Source organism: Pseudomonas sp. Emmai (assembly GCF_055179735.1).
Genome location: NZ_CM143685.1, coordinates 2,439,760 through 2,458,551 on the forward strand (window position 1 = coordinate 2,439,760; position 18,792 = coordinate 2,458,551).

Here is an 18,792-nt window from a genome sequence, read left to right on the forward strand (position 1 = left end):
CCGAGTGTTGCGCCTGATTTCTCCCGCTATGGTGCAGTGCTTTTTAGTGGTTAATGTCTAAACAATTCAAATGCACCTTCCGGAGCCAGGACTTTATTGTCGAAGTTGAACCTGCCCTTGAAGTCGCCTTTGACCTTGCCCTTGGGTTTAAGCCGGATAGCGAGTTCTGCATAGATGGCAGGGAATGATCTGAGCTCGATATAGTCAGGGTAGGTCACCGAATAGACATGATAAAACTCCAGTCCATCTTCAAGCGTATAAGTACGCTCCAGAAGTTCCTCTCCCATGTTAGGCACCGTCAGGTTGAAACTGAAGTAATTACCGTGCTCTTCAAGAGTTCCGGTAGTGCCAATGAAGTGCCAGTATTCATCGTGAGGCGGTTCGGTGAGATGCAAAAAGCAGTCATGTGCCTTGGTCAGATGACCATCGAGCGTCCAATGGAATGAATGGCGGAGCTTTTTGTTATTGCTCTTCCTGGGGAGGATGATATCGAAGTGTCTCATCTTGATGTCCTCTTCTTGGTTAATGAGGTTTTCCGCCATTCGGAATCGTATTGCCAGGCCTACATCTTCACATTGAAGCGTCCTTTGGCGCTTACGTGCTGGGAATGGAGGGGGATTTCAATGCTGAAGCCTCCCGCAACGGTCTTTGTTCCAGCATCCAGATATACCGCCAGGCTTCCGTTATTGATTGAAGTCGATTCGTTTCCGTTACCGTATACCAAGATGAATTCATCGTTGATGAGTTCAACGCCGGTAACCAGTGGTGGATCAATTATGTTGTAGGTGGTCGCTATTAGGAATTTATGGTCGTCCTCTTCTGCCATCCATATGTAAAGGTCTCCGCCAGAAGTCGGATCATATTCCCTGAAAAAAAATATATTTTTAGCGATTATTTCCTGGTCGCCGTTAATGACCCACGCAAACATGTTGGTCGGATCATCGTTTTTAGGTATGGGCTGAAGCCAATACTTGTCAATATTCATGTTGCATTCCTCTTGACAGGTGTGAGCAAACTGCCCAGGAATATTGCGAATTTTGTTTATGCTCGTCTACTGTCAGACCTGACAGCTTGTGGGGGAGAGTTGTTTGGGGTAGGGCATTGCTGCGGGCAATAAAAAACCCGGAGGCTTTCGCTGTCCGGGTTTTTGTCTTTCAAACATCAATCAGCGGTTAAACCGCTCCACCAACGAATACTGGGTACTGGCCGTCTTCGTCAGTTCTTCACTCAGTAGCGCCGAGTGTTGCGCCTGTTCCGATGTCTGGTCCGCCAGTTGCGAGATGTTGCTGATGTTGCGGCTGATTTCTTCGGCCACCGAGCTTTGTTCTTCAGTCGCCGCTGCAATCTGTGTGGTCATGTCGGTGATGTGCGCCACCGCTTCGCTGATGCCGATCAGTGCCTGGTCCGCTTCCAAGACCCGCGCCACGCCTTCTTCGGCCTGTCGGTGCCCGGCGTCCATGGTTTGTACGGCGGTGTTGGCGGTCTGTTGCAGCTTGGCGATCAGGGCGTGGATCTGCCCGGTGGATTCGCTGGTGCGTTGCGCCAGTTGGCGCACTTCGTCCGCGACCACCGCGAAACCACGGCCCATTTCACCGGCGCGAGCCGCTTCGATGGCGGCGTTGAGTGCCAGCAGGTTGGTCTGGTCGGCGATGCCTTTGATCACATCGACCACGCCACCGATTTCGTCGCTGTCCTTGGCCAGTTGGGTCACGGTCAGGCCGGTTTCGCCCACCACTACCGACAGACGTTGAATGGCTTCGCGGGTTTCCCCGGCGATGTCACGGCCGCGACTGGTCAGGCGATTGGCTTCCTGGGTGGCATCCGCCGTGCGTTGCACATGGCTGGCGACTTCCTGGGTGGTGGCGGCCATCTGGTTGACGGCGGTGGCCACTTGCTCGGTTTCGACGCGCTGGCGTTCCAGGCCATTGGAGCTGTTGTGCGCCAGGGTGTCGGACTGCTTGGCTTGCTCGGTCAGGTGCTCGGCGGTGTCCTGCAGACGGGTCAGGCAAGTCTTCAGACGCGCTTCCTGGCTGAGGATCGACATCTCCAGGCGCGCCTGGGCGCCACGGCTGTCGGTGTACATCTGGGCGATCAGCGGGTCGGACGTGGTTTGCCCGGCCAGGACCAGCAGGCGCTTGAGGCCGCGCTGTTGCCAGCTCAAACCCATCAGGCCCAGCGGCACCGATAAACCGGCGGCCAAGGCAAAACCCCATTGGGAGTTGAGTGAGGCGCCGATCATGAAGCTGATCTGGCTGATCAGAATAAACGGCACCCAATCCTGCAGGATCGGCAGCCATTTATCGGTCGAAGGAATCGCCGACTTGCCCTGATTGATGCGTTGGTAGAGCGCTTCGGCACGGCGGATCTGTTCGGCGGTGGGTTTGATCCGCACCGACTCGTAACCGACCACCTGATTGCCTTCGAACACCGGCGTGACATAGGCGTTAACCCAGTAGTGATCACCGGTCTTGCAGCGATTCTTGACAATGCCCATCCATGGCAAGCCTTGTTTCAATGTGCCCCACATATGCGCGAACACCGCTGCCGGCACGTCGGGGTGACGGACCAGGTTGTGCGGCGCACGGATCAGCTCTTCACGGGAAAACCCACTGATTTCGACAAAGGCGTCGTTGCAGTAAGTGATCACGCCTTTGGCGTCGGTAGTGGAGATCAACCGTTGCTGAGCCGGAAAGGTCCGTTCGCGTTGTGTAGTGGGTTGGTTGTTACGCATGGCTATTTCAATCCGTGAGGCTTTGAGAGGTTGTCGGCGAGGTCAGGGATTTATTGAAATTAAATTTCAATAATCAGTGGTTCGTCGCAAAACGGCCGTTGCGTCAGCCGGCGAGCATCGGGTAGGTGAACAGGCCGAAATGCAGCAGGTTCAAGCCGAAATGGGTGGCGATGGCCGCACCCAACCCGCCAAATCGGTAGGCCAGACCATAGCCGACCCCTGCCAGCCCCGCCAGTAACACCCATTGCCAGCCCGCGCCCAAGTGAGCGAGGCCAAATAGCAGCGAGGCGAGCAGCAGCGCGAGGTTTTCGCCGTAGGGCAGGTGTTTGAAATGCCGGCTCAAACCGCCCTGGATGTAGCCGCGAAACAGCGCTTCTTCCACCAGGGTGACCAGCAGCAGGTTGTTCAAGACCCACAGCCAGGCTTGGTCCGGCCATTTTGGCGCCCAACTGATCACACCCAACAAAAAGGCGCCGCCGAGGGCGAGCACGACACTCAAGGTCAGGGCGAGGGCGGTGGCGTAAATCGACAGCCGCAGTGAGCGCCGACCGACAATCCACGGGCAGACCAGCAACAACCAGAAACCTATTAGCGGCTTGTCCTGGTTCAAATACATGGAAAACGGCACGGCATTGTCGGTGAACCGTTGCGGGTCGATGCCGCGACCATTGTAGAAACCCGGCAGCCAATGCATCGCCAGCGCCAGGGCCAGGATGATGAACAAACCATGGCCGATGTAGCGCCCGGCCTGGATCTTTTGCTGGCGTACGGCGAAACCGGCTAACAACAGCAATGCGACGGAAATCGCGGCGAGCCAGCCGAGATGGCCGTAGGTCAGCGCGATTGCATAGCCGATGGAGAGGAGTGCCAGGTGGAGCCATGGCAGAGCGAGCATAAAGAGTCCTTAAGGCTGAAAGCTTCTGTGGCGAGGGCGCTTGCCTGTGGCGAGGGGGCTTGCCCCCGCTTTTCCTCAATACACCCTCGTCCGAATTACGACTGCTGCGCAGCCGAACGGGGGCAAGCCCCCCCCGCCACAGGGTTGCAGGTGCTTTGAAGGGCGCGATTATAAGGATGTAAACCGCACAAACAAAAACACCGCCCGAAGGCGGTGTCTCTGTCAGCAACGATGCCTATGAGGCAATCAACTGCCGCAACACGTAATGCAAAATCCCCCCGGCCTTGAAGTACTCCACTTCATTGAGCGTATCGATCCGGCACAACACCTCGATCTTCTCGCTGCTGCCGTCTTCACGGGTGATGACCAGCGTCAGGTTCATGCGCGGCGTTACTTCAACGCCGGTCAGACCCAGAATATCCACAGTCTCCTTGCCGGTCAGGTTCAGGCTCTTGCGGTTCTGATCCAGCTTGAACTGCAACGGCAACACGCCCATGCCCACCAGGTTGGAACGGTGAATCCGCTCGAAGCTCTCGGCGATCACCGCCTTCACCCCCAGCAGATTGGTGCCCTTGGCGGCCCAGTCGCGGCTCGACCCGGTACCGTATTCTTGCCCGGCGATCACCACCAACGGCGTGCCCGACGCTTGATAACGCATGGCGGCGTCGTAGATCGGCAGGCGCTCGCCCGTCGGAATGTAAATGGTGTTGCCACCTTCTTCGCCGCCAAGCATTTCGTTACGGATGCGGATGTTGGCGAAGGTGCCGCGCATCATCACTTCATGGTTGCCGCGACGCGAGCCATAAGAGTTGAAGTCCCTTGGTTCCACGCCTTTCTCGCGCAGGTAATGCCCGGCCGGGCTGTCGGCCTTGATGTTGCCGGCGGGGGAGATGTGGTCGGTGGTCACCGAATCGCCGAGCAGCGCCAGCACGTTGGCTTTCTTCACGTCCTGGATCACCGGTAACGGCCCGCCGATGTCATCAAAGAACGGCGGATGCTGGATGTAGGTCGAATCCTCCTGCCACACATAAGTCGCCGCCTGCGGCACTTCAATCGCCTGCCACTGTTCGTCTCCGGCAAACACTTCGGCGTATTCCTTGTGGAACATCGCGGTGTTGACCTGATTCACCGCGTCGGCAATCTCTTTGGTGCTCGGCCAGATGTCGCGCAGATACACCGGGTTGCCGTTCTGGTCATTGCCCAGGGGTTCGCTGCTGATATCGATGCGCACCGTGCCGGCCAGCGCATAAGCGACAACCAGGGGCGGGGAGGCCAGCCAGTTGGTTTTCACCAGCGGATGCACCCGGCCTTCAAAGTTGCGGTTACCGGACAGCACCGAGGCCACGGCCAGATCGGCTTTCTGAATCGCTTTCTCGATCGGCTCCGGCAACGGCCCGGAGTTGCCGATACAAGTGGTGCAGCCGTAGCCGACCAGGGCAAAACCCAGTTCATCGAGGTATTGGGTCAGGCCTGCCGCTTTGTAATAGTCGGTGACCACTTTCGAGCCCGGCGCCAGGGAGCTCTTGACCCACGGTTTGCGTTTCAGGCCTTTCTCGATGGCTTTCTTCGCCACCAGTCCGGCCGCCATCATCACACTCGGGTTGGAGGTGTTGGTGCAGGAGGTGATCGCGGCGATCACCACCGCACCGTTCTTCAGGCGATAGGTGTGGCCTTCAGACTCGTAGTCCGCCTCGCCGATCAGGTCGGCGTTGCCCACCGCGACGCCACCGCCGCCTTCACTTTCCAGGCGACCTTCTTCCTTGCTGGTGGGTTTGATCTGCAGGCCGAGGAAATCGCTGAAGGCCTGGGCGACGTTCGGCAGCGAGACGCGATCCTGCGGGCGTTTGGGTCCGGCGAGGCTGGCTTCGACGCTGGCCATGTCCAGTTCCAGGCTGTCGGTGAAGATCGGTTCCTTGCCCGGCAGGCGCCACAGGCCCTGGGCCTTGGTGTAGGCCTCGACCAGTTTGACCACTTCGGGTGGGCGGCCGGACAGGCGCAGGTAGTCCAGTGTCACGTCGTCCACCGGGAAAAAGCCACAGGTGGCACCGTATTCCGGGGCCATGTTGGCGATGGTCGCGCGGTCGGCCAACGGCAGATCGGCGAGGCCGTCACCGTAGAACTCGACGAATTTGCCGACCACGCCTTTCTTGCGCAGCATCTGCGTAACCGTCAGCACCAGGTCGGTGGCGGTGATGCCTTCCTTGAGCTTGCCGGTGAGTTTGAAGCCAATCACTTCCGGGATCAGCATCGACACCGGTTGGCCGAGCATCGCTGCTTCCGCTTCGATCCCGCCCACGCCCCAGCCGAGCACGCCGAGGCCGTTGATCATGGTGGTGTGGGAGTCGGTGCCGACCAGGGTGTCGGGGAACGCGTAAGTGCGGCCGTCCTCGTCCTTGGTCCAGACCGTGCGCCCGAGGTATTCCAGGTTGACCTGGTGACAGATCCCGGTGCCCGGCGGCACCACGCTGAAGTTGTCGAAGGCACTCTGGCCCCAGCGCAGGAAGGCGTAACGCTCGCCGTTGCGCTGCATTTCGATGTCGACGTTCTGTTCGAAGGCGCTGGAACTGGCGAATTTGTCGACCATTACGGAGTGGTCGATCACCAGATCCACCGGGGACAGCGGGTTGATCCGCTGTGGATCGCCGCCAGCCTTGGCCATGGCGGCGCGCATGGCGGCCAGATCGACCACGGCGGGCACGCCGGTGAAGTCCTGCATTAATACCCGGGCCGGGCGGTATTGGATTTCGCGGTCGGAGCGGCGCTCCTTGAGCCACGCGGCAATCGCCTTGAGGTCGGCGCCGGTGACGGTTTTTTCGTCCTCCCAGCGCAGCAGGTTTTCCAGCAGCACTTTCAACGACATTGGCAGCTTGTCGAGATCACCGAGGCTCTTGGCAGCGTCGGGCAGACTGAAATAGTGGTAGGTCTTGTCGTCGACTTGCAGGGTTTTAAGGGTTTTCAGGCTATCGAGGGACGGCATTTGAAATGACTCCTTTGGGTCCGCACGGCTACGGACTGACGGGACAAACAGAGCCTTTAACCTAGCCCTGTTTTAAGTAGCTGGCTAATAACTGGACTCTATCGACAAGTCCAAGGTTCCGAACTCGGCTATCATGCGCCGGTTTTCGTGACAGGCTTTGCTACAGGGCAAGTTTGCGCATCGATCATTGCCGATTGCCCAGGAGATTCAATGAACACCCTCTTTATGCACTGCCGGCCGGGCTTCGAAGGCGAAGTCTGTTCCGAGATTTCCGAACACGCCGCACGGCTGAACGTGGCCGGTTATGCCAAGGCCAAGACCGCCAGCGCCTGCGCCGAATTCATCTGCACCGAAGAAGACGGTGCCGCGCGCCTGATGCGTGGCCAGCGTTTCGCCGAGCTGATCTTCCCGCGCCAATGGGCGCGCGGGATGTTCATTGACCTGCCGGAAACCGACCGCATCAGCGTGATCCTCGCGCACATCGTCGACTTCCCGGTATGTGGCAGCCTGTGGCTGGAAATGGTCGACACCAACGATGGCAAGGAACTGTCGAACTTCTGCAAGAAGTTCGAAGGCCACCTGCGCAAGGCGCTGATGGCCGCCGGCAAACTGGTGGAAGACGCCAGCAAGCCGCGTCTGTTGCTGACCTTCAAGAGTGGCCGCGAAGTGTTTGTCGGCCTGGCCGAGTCGAATAATTCGGCGATGTGGCCGATGGGCATTCCGCGCCTCAAGTTCCCGCGTGACGCGCCAAGCCGTTCGACCCTGAAGCTGGAAGAGGCCTGGCACCATTTCATCCCTCGCGACCAGTGGGACGAGCGCCTGCACAGCGACATGACCGGCGTCGACCTCGGCGCCGCGCCGGGCGGCTGGACCTGGCAGCTGGTCAACCGTGGCATGCTGGTGACCGCCATCGACAACGGCCCGATGGCCGAAAGCCTGATGGACACCGGCCTGGTGCAGCACTTGATGGCCGACGGTTTCACCTTCAAGCCCCGGCAACCGGTGGACTGGATGGTGTGCGACATCGTCGAGAAACCGGCGCGCAACGCCGCGATGCTCGAAGAGTGGATCGGCGAAGGGCATTGCCGCGAAGCGGTGGTCAACCTCAAGCTGCCGATGAAACAGCGTTACGCGGAAGTGAAGCGTTTGCTCGAGCGCATCGCCGAGGGGTTCAAGGAGCGCGGGATCAAGGTTGAGATCGGCTGTAAGCAGCTGTACCACGACCGTGAAGAAGTGACCTGCCATTTGCGCCGGATTGATGTAAAGAAACCCAAGTCCCGCTGATTCGTACGCCGATCGTTCCTACGCTCTGCGTGGGAATGCATCCCGTGACGCTCTGCGTCACATCCGGAAGCGGAACGCGGAGCGTCCCAGGCGGCATTCCCACGCAGAGCGTGGGAACGATCAGGCGATCAGCCGTAGATGACCGAACACCCGGCAATGCGCGACAATGCCGGCCAGTTTCAGGAGTGAATCATGAGTGAAATGATTGATACGCCGGTAGACGGCACCCTCGACGCCACCGGCCTCAACTGCCCGGAGCCGGTGATGATGCTGCACCAACACATCCGTGACCTGGCGCCCGGCGGCTTGCTGAAGGTGATCGCCACCGACCCGTCGACCCGTCGCGATATCCCCAAGTTTTGCGTGTTCCTCGACCATGAACTGGTCGGCCAGCACGAAGAGGCAGGCACCTACCTCTACTGGATCCGCAAGAAACTCGCTTAACCCATCGACTTGCTGATGCGGATCCGCTTGCGTGCACTGCGCGCCAGGCGGATCGACAGCATCAGCGCCGCGCAACTCAAGCCCACGATCAAACCCTGCCACAGCCCGCTCGGGCCACTCGGCGCGCCGAGCCAGTCAGTCAGGCCCAGGGCGTAGCCCACCGGCAAACCAATCCCCCAATAGGCGAACAAGGTCAGGATCATCGTCACCCGCGTGTCCTGATAGCCGCGCAACGCACCCGCTGCCGTGACCTGGATCGCATCGGAAAACTGAAACAGCGCCGAATACACAATCAACATCGCCGCGACATGAATCACCGTCGGGTCTGTCGTGTAGATGGTTGCAATGTGTTCGCGCAGCAAAAACATCATGCTCGCCGACAGGCAGGCATAGGCCAACGCGCTGCCCATGCCGACACCGGCGGCGAAGCGTGCCTCCCGTGGTTCATTGCGACCGAGTGCCTGGCCGACGCGCACGGTGACGGCCATGCCCAGCGAGTAAGGAATCATGAACACCAGGGAGCTGACGTTCAGCGCAATCTGGTGCCCGGCGACGACGGTCGCGCCAAGGCTGCCGATCAGCAGGGCGATCACCGCGAAGATGCTCGATTCGGCGAACACCGCGATACCGATCGGCAGGCCGATGCCCAGCAGGCGTTTGATCACCGACCACTGTGGCCAGTCGAAGCGGCTGAACAGTTCACTTTTCTGGTAGGCGGGGGCCCAGTGGGTATAGGCCACCATGCCGAGGGCCATGAACCACATGACAATCCCCGTCGCCCAGCCACACCCGGCGCCACCCATGGCGGGCACCCCGAAGTGACCATAAATGAACACGTAGTTGAGCGGGATGTTCAGCGCCAGGGCGCAGAGGCCGAGGATCATCGCCGGGCGCGTGCGGCCCATGCCGTCGCTGAAGCAGCGCAACACGTGATAGAACGCGACCGCAGGCAAACCGGCGGCAATGCCGTGCAGGTATTGCATGCACGGGCCGATCAGTTCCGGATCGACTTTCATCAGGTGCAGGATCGGTTCGGCAGCGATGAGCATGACAGTCGCCATCAAACCCACCACCAGCGCCAGCCACAGAGCCTGGCGCACAATCGGGCCGATTTCGCTGTGGGTGCCGGCGCCGAAGCGCTGGGCGACTTTCGGTGTGGTCGCCAGCAGCGTGCCGGTCATCAACAGAAACACCGGCACCCAGATCGAGTTGCCCAGCGCCACGGCCGCCAGGTCTCGCGGCCCGACCCGACCAGCCATCACCGCATCGACGAAGCCCATGGCGGTGGTCGCCAGTTGCGCGATCATGATCGGCAGCGCCAGGGCGAACAGGGTTTTCAGCTCCAGACGAATCCGGGCAGGGCGGGTGAGGGCGGTTGCAGCGGGGCGATCAGTCACGGAATTCAAGGGCGAAGCGTCCAGGGGTATTTGATGCGCGAGGGCGGCGCATTCTACCTGCTGACGCGCCAGTCAGGAAAAGAGCTGTGTTAGGGATTTGTAATCCGTTTCGACGTTTCGCCATCCCTCGCCACACAGGCATGCGGCGATCCTGAATACTCGCTGGCCGATCCCACCTTCTGCGCCTAAACTGCCGATCCGCCAAAGGAGCCTCGCCATGCTGATTGTTGCCGATGAAAATATCCCGCTGCTTGATGCCTTCTTCGAAGGTTTCGGCGAAATTCGCCGGGTGCCGGGGCGTTCCATTGACCGTGCGACGGTTGAACAGGCCGATGTGCTGCTGGTGCGTTCGGTGACCAACGTCAACCGCGCCTTGCTCGAAGGCAGCAACGTGAAGTTTGTCGGCACGTGCACCATCGGAACCGATCACCTGGACCTGGATTACTTCCAGCAGGCCGGCATCACCTGGTCCAGCGCCCCCGGCTGCAATGCCCGGGGCGTGGTCGACTATGTGCTCGGCAGCCTGCTGACCCTCGCCGAAATCGAAGGCGCCGACCTGAATCAGCGCACCTACGGTGTCGTCGGTGCCGGTGAAGTGGGCGGGCGGTTGGTCAAGGTCTTGCAAGGTCTGGGCTGGAACGTGCTGGTCTGCGATCCGCCACGGCAAGCGGCGGAGGGCGGCGAATTTGTCAGCCTCGAACAGATCATCGAGCAGTGCGACGTCATCAGCCTGCACACCCCGTTGAAGAAGCATGGCGCGCAATCGACCTGGCACCTGTTCGACAAACCCCGGTTGAACCGACTCAAGCCCGGCACCTGGCTGATCAACGCCAGCCGTGGGCCGGTGGTGGATAACGCCGCCCTGCGCCAGGTGTTGCTGCAACGTGAAGACCTGCAAGCGGTGCTGGACGTTTGGGAGGGCGAACCCGAGGTCGACGTGGCGCTGGCTGACCTCTGCGTGCTGGCGACCCCGCACATCGCCGGTTACAGCCTCGACGGCAAACAGCGCGGCACGGCGCAGATCTATCAGGCGTATTGCGATTTCCTCGGTCAACCGGCCCAGGTCAGCCTCAGCGATTTGCTGCCGGCGCCGTGGTTGTCCCACGTGACCTTGCACGCGGACAGTGACCCGGCCTGGGCGCTGGCAATGGTGTGCCGCGGCGTGTACGACCCGCGCCGCGACGATGCCGATTTTCGCCGCAGCCTTGTCGGTAATGTGAACGAGCAGCGCGCGGCGTTCGATGCGCTGCGCAAGCATTATCCGGCGCGCCGGGAGATTGATGGGTTGCAGGTGCGGATTGAAGGGGATTCGCCGGTGTTGCGCCAGATCGTGGCGGCGTTGGGCGCGACGGCTGTCTAGGGACCGCGTTGGCCCTTTCGCGGGCAAGCCTCGCTCCTGCAGCGAAGGCCGCGCCGCAATCTCCTGACGAACACCCATAAAAAACCCGGCCAACCTGGGCCGGGTCAAGAAGACGGTGGCTATATCACTTTTGTTCGGCAGGCTTGACCAATCGCTGTTCCAGTTCACGGCACGCGTCCTGGATCATGTCTTCAGTGATCGGAACTTCGCGCCCATCCTTATCGATAATCGAGCAACCCAGAGACTGGTCGGGCTGTGTGCGGATCACTTGAATCTTGTCTTCGCTGCTGTTTTGCAAGGACATGGCCTGTCTCCTCATCAGGTTGTGTGCTTACTCTGAATCCGCCATGTGACCGGGCTGTGACAACTCCCTGCGATCTTCCGGACGGCAATACCAGTCCATCAGAAATGCTTGAACCTTGCCACCCGGACATTAGACCAATAGCGTCTAGCCGCTAGTCTTGGCGAGCATAATTAACCTGACTCATTGTGATTTACAGAGTTCCACCCCATTGAGTGTGTAGGCTGGCCCTATCCATCGCTTGGGCTGCGAACCTGGATGAACCCGATGCTCTCTTCCCGTCACCGCCGTGCCCTGCGCCTGACCCGTCATTTTCTTGCGCCGTATCGCTGGCCGGCGCTGGGTGCCTTGCTCGCGTTGATCGTCACGGCAGGCATTACCTTGTCCATGGGGCAGGGTATTCGCCTGTTGGTGGATCAGGGCTTCATGACGCAGTCGGCACACCTGCTTAACCAGACGATTGGCTTGTTCATGTTGCTGGTGCTCGGTCTGGCCGTCGGCACTTTCGCGCGTTTTTATCTGGTGTCGTGGATCGGCGAGCGGGTTGTCGCGGATATTCGCCGGCAGGTGTTCAATCATCTGGTTTACCTGCATCCGGGGTTCTATGAAGACAATCGCAGCTCCGAGATCCAATCGCGCCTGACGGCCGACACCACGCTGTTGCAATCGGTGATTGGCTCGTCGCTGTCGCTGTTTTTGCGCAATCTGCTGATGGTGATCGGCGGGATCGTGCTGCTGTTTATCACCAATCCCAAGCTCACCAGCATTGTGGTGATTGCCTTGCCCTTGGTGGTCGCACCGATCCTGATCTTCGGTCGCCGGGTACGCAGCCTTTCACGCCTGAGCCAGGACCGGATTGCCGACATCGGCAGCTACGTCGCCGAAACTCTCGGCCAGATCAAAACCGTGCAGGCCTATAACCATCAAGTCCAGGACGAGCGACGTTTCGCGGTGACCGTAGAAGAGGCGTTCAACACCGCGCGCAAGCGCATCTTCCAGCGGGCCTGGCTGATAACCCTGGTGATCGTGCTGGTGCTCGGGGCGGTCGGGGTGATGTTGTGGGTAGGCGGCATGGACGTAATTGCCGGGCGGATTTCTGCGGGTGAACTGGCGGCATTTGTCTTCTACAGCCTGATCGTCGGTAGCGCTTTCGGCACCTTGAGCGAAGTGATCGGCGAGTTGCAGCGCGCGGCCGGTGCGGCGGAGCGGATAGCCGAATTGTTGCGCTCGGAAAACATCATCCAGCCGCCGACCACGGGATTGGTGACCTTGCCCGAGCGGGTCAAGGGCAATCTGGAATTGCAGGATGTGCGCTTTTCCTACCCGTCGCGTCCCGAAAGCTTTGCTGTCGATGGCTTGAGTCTGACGATCAACGCGGGGGAAACCCTGGCGCTGGTCGGGCCATCCGGCGCGGGCAAGTCCACCGTGTATGACTTGCTGCTGCGGTTTTATGATCCTGCCGACGGGCGCATCCTGCTCGACGGTGTGCCGCTGACTCAGCTCGATCCGCTGGACTTGCGCCGCTGCTTCGCCCTGGTCTCGCAAACCCCGGCGCTGTTCTTCGGCAGCATCGAAGAAAACATCCGCTACGGCAATCCCACCGCGACCTTGGCCCAGGTCCAGGAAGCCGCCAAAATCGCCTACGCCCACGACTTTATCGAACAAATGCCCGACGGCTACCAGACCCACCTCGGCGACGGCGGCCTCGGTCTGTCCGGCGGCCAGCGCCAACGCCTGGCCATCGCCCGGGCGTTGCTGGTGGACGCGCCGATCCTGCTGCTGGACGAAGCCACCAGCGCCCTCGACGCCCAAAGCGAACACCTGATCCAGCAAGCCCTGCCTAGCTTGATGAAAAACCGCACCACCCTGGTCATCGCCCACCGCCTGGCCACGGTGAAAAACGCGGATCGGATTGCGGTGATGGACCAAGGGAAACTGGTGGCAGTGGGCACGCACCAGGAACTGGTGGCGAGTAACGCGTTGTATGCGCGGCTGGCGGCGTTGCAGTTCAACGACGGCAAGGCCGAATTCGATCTTCACGCGTAGGCGCGGTGTAGGCGCGACTCTGACTGGCATCCGCTGATCATCAGCTGTGTGTTTCATTACGAATTCGAATTTATCCATCCCTTTGCCGATGGCAATGGACGGATGGGGCGGCTCTGGCAGACTTTGATCCTCAGTCAGTGGCGACCCGTGTTGGCGTATTTGCCGGTTGAAGCGGTGATTCGTGAGCAGCAGGATGCCTATTACGCTGCGCTGTCGGCGGCCGACCAGATGGCCGAGTCGACGCCTTTTGTTGAATTCATGCTCCAGGCAATGAGTCTCGCGCTCGCCGAAGCAGCGCGGAGCGAACCGATGACCGACCAAGTAACCGACCAAGTAACCGACCATGTTGCAAAATTGCTTCGGGTGCTCCATGACGGCAGCTCACTCAAGGTCAATGAGTTGATGGCAGAGGTCGGACTGGCTCACAAGGCGACCTTTCGAGCTAACTACCTCAAGCCCGCATTAGCCGCCGGTTTGATCGAAATGACTGATCCCGACTCACCTAAGAGTCCAGCTCAACGGTACCGCCTGACCAAAACCGGCAAGACGTTCGTACGAGCAGGATCGGCGTAGGCGCGGTGTAGGAGCTGTCGAGTGAAACGAGGCTGCGATCTTTTGATCTTCGCTTCTAACGCGCTATAAAAAAGCCCGCATCAATCGATGCGGGCATTTTTTTTAGGAGCTGATCAAAAGATCGCAGCCTTCGGCAGCTCCTGCGTGACCGGCATTACCGGTCACTGATCATCAAAATACCGCTCATGCCAATCCACCAGCGGTTGCGGCGAGTTCAGCTTCTGGCCGTAGATCACCGAGTACGACAGCACGTTTTGCACGTACTGGCGGGTTTCGTCGAACGGGATGCTTTCCACCCATACGTCGAAGCTCAGGTGATCAGCGCCACGCAGCCACTGGCGCACGCGGCCGGGGCCGGCGTTGTAGGCGGCGGAGGCGAGGACGCGGTTGCCGTTGAACTGGCTGTGGACCTGACTCAGGTAGGCGGCGCCGAGCTGGATGTTCTTGTCCGGGTCGAGCACTTGCTGCGGCGAAGCCAGGGGGATGCTGAACTTGCGCGCGGTTTCCTTGGCGGTGCCGGGCATCAGCTGCATCAGGCCGCTGGCGCCGACGCCGGAACGGGCGTCGTCCATGAAGGCACTTTCCTGGCGAGTGATGGCGAACACCCAGCTCGAATGCAGGCCACGGACCTTGGCTTCACGCACCAGGGTTTCGCGGTGGGCCATCGGGAAGCGGATGTCCAGGTCGTCCCAGTACTGCGCCTGGCTGATGGTGCGGATCGCCGGGAAGTACCATTTCAGGTCATAGGCCAGCTTGGCCTGGGCGACCATCTCGTCACGGTTGAAATGACGGCTGACGTGGTACCACTCGCGACGACCGTCGACGATCTGCCCACGGGCGTGGAATTCCAGGGCGCGACGTATGCCGGGGGTGTTGCGCACCTTGTTGATGATCGCCTGGCTGAGCACCAACGGCTTGTTCATCAGCGAGTAGGGCAATTGCGAACGGTCGGCGGCGAGGAAGCCGTAGAAATCACGTTCGCGGGCGAGGCCTTTGTAAAGCGTCTGCGCTTCCGGGTTCTGCGGTTGCGCCAGTTCCAGGCTGCGGGCCTGCCAGTAGCGCCAGCGGTTGGTGATGGCCAGGTCCTTCGGCAAACGACGGGTCAACTGATAGGCGTCGTCCCAACGGGCCAGACGCAAGAGCAGGCGCAGGCGCCATTCCGACACGGTGTTGTCGCGCAGTTCCGGGTCGTACTTGGTCATCACGTCCAGCGCGCGGGGGTCGAAACGCCGGGCGAGGGTCAGGCCGATTTCCCGGGCAATGGCGACTTTTTCATCGCGGGAGAAGTGCATGCTACTGGCGTAACCGTCGAGCAGGTCCATGGCCTTGTCCGGGTCCTGCTTGGCCAGGCGACGCAAGCCGAGGCTGACGATGTCGGACATCGGTTCATCGGCCGGGCTGAATCGCGACGGCTGATTGAGCAGTTCGGGTTTCTGCGCCACATCCACCAACAAGCGACCGCGCGGGGCGAGGGTGGTCAGGCCGCTTACCAGGCTGTTGGCCAGCGGGTAATTGCGTGCCTGAGCTGCCAGTTTGGTGCGTTCCCAGCGTTTCTGTTCGGTCAATTGACCTTCGGCGGCCCAGATCCCGAACAAGCCATCACAGGCCGCGGGTTGGGATTTGCCGGTCAGCCAGAGTTTGTCGGCATTGGCGTAACCGACAGCTTTCTGGTTATGCCCGATCTGATACTGCGCATTCAGGCAGTCCAGTTCGGTGAAGTTGAGCTTGGGGTCGTAATACTTGACGAAGGTCGCCCAGTCACCGCGATCCGCCAGCCAGCGCAACCAGCGTAGCTTCATCCAGTTGGCCTGGGGCAGGTCCCCGTGTTCGGCGAGGAATTTCTCGATTTCGGCATTGCTCGCGGTTTTCAGGCGCGCGGTCAGTTCGTCATAGGCGAGGTATGGTTCCAGCGGATAATCGCTGAGTGCCTGGCTATAGCGAAAATAAGGCTCGGAATCGCCTTTGGCCAAGGCACGCTTGGCTTCATCGTAATACTGGCGTTGGGTGGACAGGTCGACCGCCTGGACTGATTGAGCGGCAGCGGCAGAAAGCAGAAAACACGATAAAAGACTGAAAAGGCGACTGCGCATGAGACATCCGGGCAGAAAAATCATGACAAGTGCTGACAGGGCCGGCACTGAATAATCTGTAGCTTAGCCTTTTGCCAGCAATGGGCGAAAGCTTTGCCGGCCTGTCGGTGCAAGATCGCAACAATTGTCATGCAGAGTGCTACACAGGTGAAATTGCCGGCCTTCTGAAGCCTCAAGTCAGGTAGAATGCGCGCCCGGTTTTTGGAGAAGCTCATGACCCTGCTCAAATTCAGCGATGTGTCCCTTGCTTTCGGCTCTACGCCGTTGTTGGACAAGGTGTCCTGGCAGATCGCCCGTGGTGAGCGGGTGTGCATCATCGGCCGCAACGGCACTGGCAAGTCCAGCATGATGAAGCTCGTCAAGGGCGACCAGAAGCCCGATGACGGCTCTGTTTGGCGTTCACCTGGCCTCAAGATTGGCGAATTGCCGCAAGAACTGCCGGTAGCCGACGAGCGGACCGTGTTCGACGTGGTGGCTGAAGGCCTGGACGGTGTCGGCGAGCTGCTCGCGCAGTATCACCACCTGAGCCAGAACATCGTCACCGACGCCGACCTGGACAAACTGATGCACGTCCAGCACGACCTCGAAGCCCGCGACGGCTGGCGTTTGCAGCAATTGGTCGACAGCACCTTGAGCCGTCTGCAATTGCCCGCCGACAAAACCCTCGCCGAATTGTCCGGCGGCTGGCGTCGCCGCGTCCTGCTGGCCCAGGCCCTGGTTTCCGAGCCGGACCTGCTGCTGCTCGACGAACCGACCAACCACCTGGACATCGGTGCGATCGCGTGGCTCGAAGAAGCGCTGAAGGATTTCCAGGGCGCCGTGCTGTTCATCACGCACGACCGTTCCTTCCTGCAGAACCTCGCCACCCGCATCCTCGAACTGGATCGCGGCGGCCTGATCGACTGGAACGGCGACTACGCCAGTTTCCTCGTGCACAAAGAAGCCTCGCTGGCCGCTGAAGACACCGCCAACGCGCTGTTCGACAAGAAACTGGCCCAGGAAGAAGTCTGGATCCGCCAGGGCATCAAGGCGCGCCGCACCCGTAACGAAGGCCGCGTCCGCGCCCTGAAAGCCCTGCGCAATGAGCGCAGCGAGCGTCGTGAGCGCACCGGCAAGGCCAACATTCAGCTCGATACCGCTGACAAGTCCGGCAAGCAGGTGATGGTCCTCGAGAACGTGAGTTTCGCTCACCCGGGCGGCCCGTTCCTGATCAAGGACTTCTCGATGGTCCTGCAGCGCGGCGACCGTATCGGTCTGCTGGGCGCCAACGGTACCGGCAAGACCACTTTGCTGAAACTGATGCTCAACGGTCTGCAGCCCACCAGCGGCACCGTGGAAGAGGGCACGCGCATCGACGTGGCCTACTTCGACCAGTTGCGCCATCAGCTGGACCTGGAAAAGACCGTGATCGACAACGTGGCCGAAGGTCGCGACTTCATCGATATCGATGGTCAGAGCCGTCACGTGCTGAGCTACCTCGGCGACTTCCTGTTCAGCCCGCAGCGTGCCCGCACGCCGGTCAAGGCGCTGTCCGGTGGTGAGCGTGCCCGCTTGCTGTTGGCCAAATTGTTCAGCAAGCCAGCGAACCTGCTGGTCCTCGACGAACCGACCAACGACCTCGATGTGGAAACACTCGAACTGCTGGAAGAGGTCTTGCTGACCTTCAACGGCACCGTGCTGATGGTCAGCCACGACCGGGCATTCCTCGACAACGTGGTCACCAGCACCCTGGTCTTCGAAGGTGAAGGCAAGGTTCGCGAATACGTCGGTGGTTATCAGGACTGGCTACGTCAGGGCGGCTCGCCGCGCCTGCTGGGCGTGACCGAGAGCAAGTCCGGCAAGGCCGACCTGACCTCCGCGGTCGTGACCGTCGAAGCTGCACCTGTTGCTGCGGTGGAAGCGCCGGTGGCGAAGAAGAAACTCAGCTACAAGTTGCAGCGTGAGCTGGAAATGTTGCCGGGCCAGATCGAAGCCATGGAACAGCAGATTGCGACGGTTGAAGCGCAGATGGCCGACGCCGGTTTCTACCTGCGTCCGGCTGCCGAGAGCGCGGCAGTGATTGCTCAGCTTGAGCAATTGCAGGCTGAACTCGAGGTGATGGTCGAGCGTTGGGCCGAGCTGGATGCCTGATTGATCCTGCGGCAATAAAAAAGCCCGACCTCGGTTACTCGAGTGTCGGGCTTTTTGTAGGAACTGCCTTCGACAGCTCCAACAGGGGCAACGGGTTTCAGCTTTTGATCAGGCGTACGGCGAGTACATCACACGGCGCACCGTGCAGCACGTCGTTAGCGGTGGAGCCCAGTAGCAGCGCCAGGCCATGTCGGCCGTGGCTGCCGACCACGATCAGGTCGCAGGTCTGTTCCTTGGCCAGGTGATGAATTTCCTGGCGCGGCTGGCCGTAAGTCAGGTGGCTGTATTCCTTCGTGAGTTCCGGGTATTTCACGATCAACCGGTCAAGTCGCTCCTTGGCCTGGTCGAACTGCTGTTGTTGCAGTTGTGACAGGTCCATCGGCACGTCGCCGCCAAAGGCCATGGCCATCGGCTCGACAATGTGCACCAGGGACAGCTTCGCGCCATTGCTCACCGACAGTTCGCGGGCGCGGTGGATAACAGGATCGCACTCTTCGGTTAGATCTACAGCGACCAGAATATGGTTGTAGGGCATGAGGTGCTCCTCCTGAGGATTGCAATATT

The 18,792-nt window shown here is 60.3% G+C and carries 14 protein-coding genes and 1 pseudogene; 6 read left to right on the forward strand and 9 right to left on the reverse strand.

The window, feature by feature from the left end; all coding sequences use genetic code 11:
- Positions 1 to 50 precede the first annotated feature (50 nt).
- From ACY4LX_RS11090 to acnA, 5 genes are all read right to left on the reverse strand, one after another.
- On the reverse strand, positions 51 to 542 hold the full coding sequence (locus tag ACY4LX_RS11090; protein ID WP_463259893.1) for a hypothetical protein: 492 nt from the start codon (positions 540 to 542) through the stop codon (positions 51 to 53).
- 20 nt (positions 543 to 562) lie between these two features.
- Positions 563 to 985 carry a hypothetical protein gene (locus ACY4LX_RS11095; protein ID WP_463259894.1) on the reverse strand — a complete coding sequence of 141 codons (423 nt, stop codon included), beginning with the start codon at positions 983 to 985 and terminating at the stop codon, positions 563 to 565.
- Positions 986 to 1,165: 180 nt separating this feature from the next.
- Positions 1,166 to 2,731, reverse strand: coding sequence for a methyl-accepting chemotaxis protein (locus ACY4LX_RS11100; protein ID WP_133836747.1), 1,566 nt, complete (start codon positions 2,729 to 2,731; stop codon positions 1,166 to 1,168).
- A gap of 103 nt (positions 2,732 to 2,834) precedes the next feature.
- Entirely contained in the window at positions 2,835 to 3,626 is a 792-nt protein-coding gene (locus ACY4LX_RS11105; RefSeq protein WP_463259895.1) for a CPBP family intramembrane glutamic endopeptidase, read from the reverse strand.
- A gap of 235 nt (positions 3,627 to 3,861) precedes the next feature.
- Positions 3,862 to 6,603, reverse strand: coding sequence for an aconitate hydratase AcnA (acnA, locus tag ACY4LX_RS11110; protein ID WP_149660512.1), 2,742 nt, complete (start codon positions 6,601 to 6,603; stop codon positions 3,862 to 3,864).
- A gap of 210 nt (positions 6,604 to 6,813) precedes the next feature.
- Here acnA and rlmM point away from each other — a divergent pair, with 210 nt between their 5' ends.
- Both rlmM and tusA read left to right on the forward strand, forming a co-directional pair.
- Positions 6,814 to 7,887 (forward strand): 23S rRNA (cytidine(2498)-2'-O)-methyltransferase RlmM, encoded by a 1,074-nt coding sequence (gene rlmM / locus ACY4LX_RS11115; protein ID WP_133836750.1) that lies wholly within the window; start codon positions 6,814 to 6,816, stop codon positions 7,885 to 7,887.
- Positions 7,888 to 8,079: 192 nt separating this feature from the next.
- Positions 8,080 to 8,331, forward strand: coding sequence for a sulfurtransferase TusA (gene tusA / locus ACY4LX_RS11120; protein WP_123403368.1), 252 nt, complete (start codon positions 8,080 to 8,082; stop codon positions 8,329 to 8,331).
- On the opposite strand, the gene ACY4LX_RS11125 is transcribed toward tusA, so the two are convergent.
- On the reverse strand, positions 8,328 to 9,737 hold the full coding sequence (locus ACY4LX_RS11125) for an MATE family efflux transporter (RefSeq protein WP_463259896.1): 1,410 nt from the start codon (positions 9,735 to 9,737) through the stop codon (positions 8,328 to 8,330). The two genes, tusA and ACY4LX_RS11125, sit on opposite strands and share 4 nt — an antisense overlap.
- Before the next feature lie 208 nt (positions 9,738 to 9,945).
- Between ACY4LX_RS11125 and pdxB the strand changes: the two genes are divergently transcribed.
- A complete protein-coding gene (pdxB, locus tag ACY4LX_RS11130; protein ID WP_149660510.1) occupies positions 9,946 to 11,088 on the forward strand; it encodes a 4-phosphoerythronate dehydrogenase PdxB in 1,143 nt (380 codons plus the stop codon).
- A 124-nt stretch (positions 11,089 to 11,212) separates the two neighbouring features.
- Here the strand turns inward: pdxB and ACY4LX_RS11135 are convergent, their stop codons facing one another.
- Positions 11,213 to 11,392, reverse strand: a complete 180-nt coding sequence (locus ACY4LX_RS11135; RefSeq protein WP_149660509.1) for a PA1571 family protein — start codon at positions 11,390 to 11,392, stop codon at positions 11,213 to 11,215.
- A gap of 255 nt (positions 11,393 to 11,647) precedes the next feature.
- Here ACY4LX_RS11135 and ACY4LX_RS11140 point away from each other — a divergent pair, with 255 nt between their 5' ends.
- Both ACY4LX_RS11140 and ACY4LX_RS11145 read left to right on the forward strand, forming a co-directional pair.
- Positions 11,648 to 13,435, forward strand: a complete 1,788-nt coding sequence (locus tag ACY4LX_RS11140; RefSeq protein WP_463259897.1) for an ABC transporter transmembrane domain-containing protein — start codon at positions 11,648 to 11,650, stop codon at positions 13,433 to 13,435.
- 18 nt (positions 13,436 to 13,453) lie between these two features.
- Positions 13,454 to 14,008: pseudogene (locus ACY4LX_RS11145) on the forward strand (Fic family protein); the annotation flags it as partial.
- A gap of 161 nt (positions 14,009 to 14,169) precedes the next feature.
- On the opposite strand, the gene ACY4LX_RS11150 reads toward ACY4LX_RS11145, so the two are convergent.
- Complete coding sequence (locus ACY4LX_RS11150) at positions 14,170 to 16,098, reverse strand: transglycosylase SLT domain-containing protein (RefSeq protein WP_463259898.1); 1,929 nt, start codon at positions 16,096 to 16,098, stop codon at positions 14,170 to 14,172.
- 213 nt (positions 16,099 to 16,311) lie between these two features.
- Here ACY4LX_RS11150 and ACY4LX_RS11155 point away from each other — a divergent pair, with 213 nt between their 5' ends.
- A complete protein-coding gene (locus ACY4LX_RS11155; RefSeq protein WP_463259899.1) occupies positions 16,312 to 18,228 on the forward strand; it encodes an ATP-binding cassette domain-containing protein in 1,917 nt (638 codons plus the stop codon).
- 97 nt (positions 18,229 to 18,325) lie between these two features.
- Here ACY4LX_RS11155 and ACY4LX_RS11160 read toward each other — a convergent pair whose 3' ends face one another.
- Positions 18,326 to 18,763: a universal stress protein gene (locus ACY4LX_RS11160; RefSeq protein WP_149660505.1), complete on the reverse strand. Its 438-nt coding sequence runs from the start codon at positions 18,761 to 18,763 to the stop codon at positions 18,326 to 18,328.
- Positions 18,764 to 18,792: the final 29 nt, after the last annotated feature.

Coding starts and splice junctions, on each gene's coding strand:
- ACY4LX_RS11160 (WP_149660505.1), bottom strand. CDS start 18,763: ATGCCCTACAACCATATTCTGGTCGCTGTAGATCTAACCGAAGAGTGC.
- tusA (WP_123403368.1), top strand. CDS start 8,080: ATGAGTGAAATGATTGATACGCCGGTAGACGGCACCCTCGACGCCACC.
- ACY4LX_RS11140 (WP_463259897.1), top strand. CDS start 11,648: ATGAACCCGATGCTCTCTTCCCGTCACCGCCGTGCCCTGCGCCTGACC.
- ACY4LX_RS11090 (WP_463259893.1), bottom strand. CDS start 542: ATGGCGGAAAACCTCATTAACCAAGAAGAGGACATCAAGATGAGACAC.
- ACY4LX_RS11155 (WP_463259899.1), top strand. CDS start 16,312: ATGACCCTGCTCAAATTCAGCGATGTGTCCCTTGCTTTCGGCTCTACG.
- ACY4LX_RS11150 (WP_463259898.1), bottom strand. CDS start 16,098: ATGCGCAGTCGCCTTTTCAGTCTTTTATCGTGTTTTCTGCTTTCTGCC.
- acnA (WP_149660512.1), bottom strand. CDS start 6,603: ATGCCGTCCCTCGATAGCCTGAAAACCCTTAAAACCCTGCAAGTCGAC.
- ACY4LX_RS11095 (WP_463259894.1), bottom strand. CDS start 985: ATGAATATTGACAAGTATTGGCTTCAGCCCATACCTAAAAACGATGAT.
- ACY4LX_RS11135 (WP_149660509.1), bottom strand. CDS start 11,392: ATGTCCTTGCAAAACAGCAGCGAAGACAAGATTCAAGTGATCCGCACA.
- pdxB (WP_149660510.1), top strand. CDS start 9,946: ATGCTGATTGTTGCCGATGAAAATATCCCGCTGCTTGATGCCTTCTTC.
- ACY4LX_RS11105 (WP_463259895.1), bottom strand. CDS start 3,626: ATGCTCGCTCTGCCATGGCTCCACCTGGCACTCCTCTCCATCGGCTAT.
- ACY4LX_RS11100 (WP_133836747.1), bottom strand. CDS start 2,731: ATGCGTAACAACCAACCCACTACACAACGCGAACGGACCTTTCCGGCT.
- rlmM (WP_133836750.1), top strand. CDS start 6,814: ATGAACACCCTCTTTATGCACTGCCGGCCGGGCTTCGAAGGCGAAGTC.